Annotated in this window: 2 rRNA genes (1 of these 2 only partly in view); both read right to left on the bottom strand. The window is 51.8% G+C overall.

Annotated elements, in window-relative coordinates:
- Positions 1-4 precede the first annotated feature (4 nt).
- Positions 5-117: ribosomal RNA gene (gene rrf, locus Q392_RS26080) — 5S ribosomal RNA — on the bottom strand.
- Positions 118-230: 113 nt separating this feature from the next.
- Positions 231-2932, bottom strand: a 23S ribosomal RNA gene (locus Q392_RS26075) (it continues 169 nt past the right edge of the window).

The following is a 2932-nucleotide window of genomic DNA, read 5'->3' as shown; positions in this document are numbered from 1 at the left end:
AATAGCCTGACGATGACCTACTTTCACACGGGAACCCGCACTATCATCGGCGCTGAGGCGTTTCACTGTCCTGTTCGGGATGGGAAGGAGTGGGACCACCTCGCTATGGTCATCAGGCATAACTGTTTGCCTGCATGAACTGGGTCATGCAAGCGAATTCATAGAGCCGTATCAGCTTTTATTTGATTGCGTACTTGGCATAACACCCTGATCGATTTGATCAAAGTTATAGGGTCAAGCCGCACGAGCAATTAGTATCGGTTAGCTTAACGCATTACTGCGCTTCCACACCCGACCTATCAACGTCCTGGTCTAGAACGACTCTTCAGGGGGCTCGAGGCCCCGGCAGATCTCATCTTGAAACGAGTTTCCCGCTTAGATGCTTTCAGCGGTTATCTCTTCCGCACTTAGCTACTCGGCAATGCCACTGGCGTGACAACCGATACACCAGAGGTGCGTCCACTCCGGTCCTCTCGTACTAGGAGCAGGCTTCCTCAAATCTGCAGCGCCCACGGAAGATAGGGACCAAACTGTCTCACGACGTTTTAAACCCAGCTCACGTACCTCTTTAAATGGCGAACAGCCATACCCTTGGGACCGACTACAGCCCCAGGATGAGATGAGCCGACATCGAGGTGCCAAACACCGCCGTCGATATGAACTCTTGGGCGGTATCAGCCTGTTATCCCCAGAGTACCTTTTATCCGTTGAGCGATGGCCCTTCCATACAGAACCACCGGATCACTATGTCCTGCTTTCGCATCTGCTCGACTTGTCAGTCTCGCAGTTAAGCACGCTTATGCCATTGCACTATCGTCACGATGTCCGACCGTAACTAGCGTACCTTCGAACTCCTCCGTTACGATTTGGGAGGAGACCGCCCCAGTCAAACTGCCTACCATGCACTGTCCCCGATCCCGATAAGGGACCTAGGTTAGAACCTCAAACACACCAGGGTGGTATTTCAACGTTGGCTCCACCAGAACTAGCGTCCTGGCTTCAAAGCCTCCCACCTATCCTACACAGATCTGTTCAAAGTCCAATACAAAGCTACAGTAAAGGTTCATGGGGTCTTTCCGTCTTTCCGCGGGGAGATTGCATCATCACAAACATTTCAACTTCGCTGAGTCTCAGGAGGAGACAGTGTGGCCATCGTTACGCCATTCGTGCAGGTCGGAACTTACCCGACAAGGAATTTCGCTACCTTAGGACCGTTATAGTTACGGCCGCCGTTTACTGGGACTTCAATCAAGAGCTTGCACCCCATCATTTAATCTTCCAGCACCGGGCAGGCGTCACACCCTATACGTCCACTTTCGTGTTTGCAGAGTGCTGTGTTTTTAATAAACAGTCGCAGCCACCGATTTTTTGCAACCCGTTCATGCTCCGTTGTTCACTTCACACTACTAGGGCACACCTTCTCCCGAAGTTACGGTGTCAATTTGCCGAGTTCCTTCTCCTGAGTTCTCTCAAGCGCCTTAGAATACTCATCTCGCGCACCAGTGTCGGTTTGCGGTACGGTCGTATGCAGCTGAAGCTTAGTGGCTTTTCCTGGAACCTCGTTCGGTCACTTCGCAAGCAAGCTCGCTCGATCGACAGCCTCGGTATATGTGCACCGGATTTGCCTAGTGCACGCCTACATCTGCCTAAACCGGGACGTCCAACACCCGGATGACTTATTAAGATTCGTCCCCACATCGCACTGCATATCGGTACAGGAATATTGACCTGTTTCCCATCAGCTACGCATCTCTGCCTCGCCTTAGGGGCCGACTCACTCTACGCCGATGAACGTTGCGTAGAAAACCTTGCGCTTACGGCGAGCGGGCTTTTCACCCGCTTTAACGCTACTCATGTCAGCATTCGCACTTCTGATACCTCCAGCAGCCCTTACGAGCCACCTTCACAGGCCTACAGAACGCTCTCCTACCACGTGCAATAAATTGCACATCCGCAGCTTCGGTAACTGGCTTAGCCCCGTTACATCTTCCGCGCAGGACGACTCGATCAGTGAGCTATTACGCTTTCTTTAAATGATGGCTGCTTCTAAGCCAACATCCTGACTGTTTTAGCCTTCCCACTTCGTTTCCCACTTAGCCAATTTTAGGGACCTTAGCTGGCGGTCTGGGTTGTTTCCCTCTTGTGTCCGGACGTTAGCACCCGGTGCACTGTCTCCCACGCTGTACTCTTCGGTATTCGGAGTTTGCCTTGGTTTGGTAAGTCGCCATGACCCCCTAGCCAAAACAGTGCTCTACCCCCGAAGGTAATACGTGAGGCACTACCTAAATAGTTTTCGGAGAGAACCAGCTATTTCCAGGTTTGTTTAGCCTTTCACCCCTATCCACAGCTCATCCGCTAGTTTTGCAACACTAGTCGGTTCGGACCTCCAGTACCTGTTACAGCACCTTCATCCTGGCCATGGATAGATCACCTGGTTTCGGGTCTACACCCAGCGACTGAACGCCCTATTCGGACTCGATTTCTCTACGGCTTCCCTATTCGGTTAACCTTGCCACTGAATGTAAGTCGCTGACCCATTATACAAAAGGTACGCCGTCACCCCGAAGGGCTCCGACTTTTTGTAAGCATGCGGTTTCAGGATCTATTTCACTCCCCTCCCGGGGTTCTTTTCGCCTTTCCCTCACGGTACTAGTTCACTATCGGTCGATGATGAGTATTTAGCCTTGGAGGATGGTCCCCCCATGTTCAGACAGGATTACACGTGTCCCGCCCTACTTTTCGCTGACTTAGTACCACACAGATCTTTTCGCATACGGGGCTATCACCCACTATGGCCGCCCTTTCCAGAGCGCTTTGCTAAGTTCTGTGCTATCACCAGCAGGCTGTTCCGATTTCGCTCGCCACTACTTTCGGAATCTCGGTTGATGTCTTTTCCTCGAGCTACTTAGATGTTTCAGTTCGCCCGGTTCGC

The sequence above is a fragment of the Xenophilus azovorans DSM 13620 genome (assembly GCF_000745855.1).
In the GTDB taxonomy this organism is placed as follows: domain Bacteria; phylum Pseudomonadota; class Gammaproteobacteria; order Burkholderiales; family Burkholderiaceae_C; genus Xenophilus; species Xenophilus azovorans.
The sequence above is the reverse complement of the archived record's forward strand: the minus strand, read 5'-3'. Positions and strand labels throughout refer to the sequence as shown.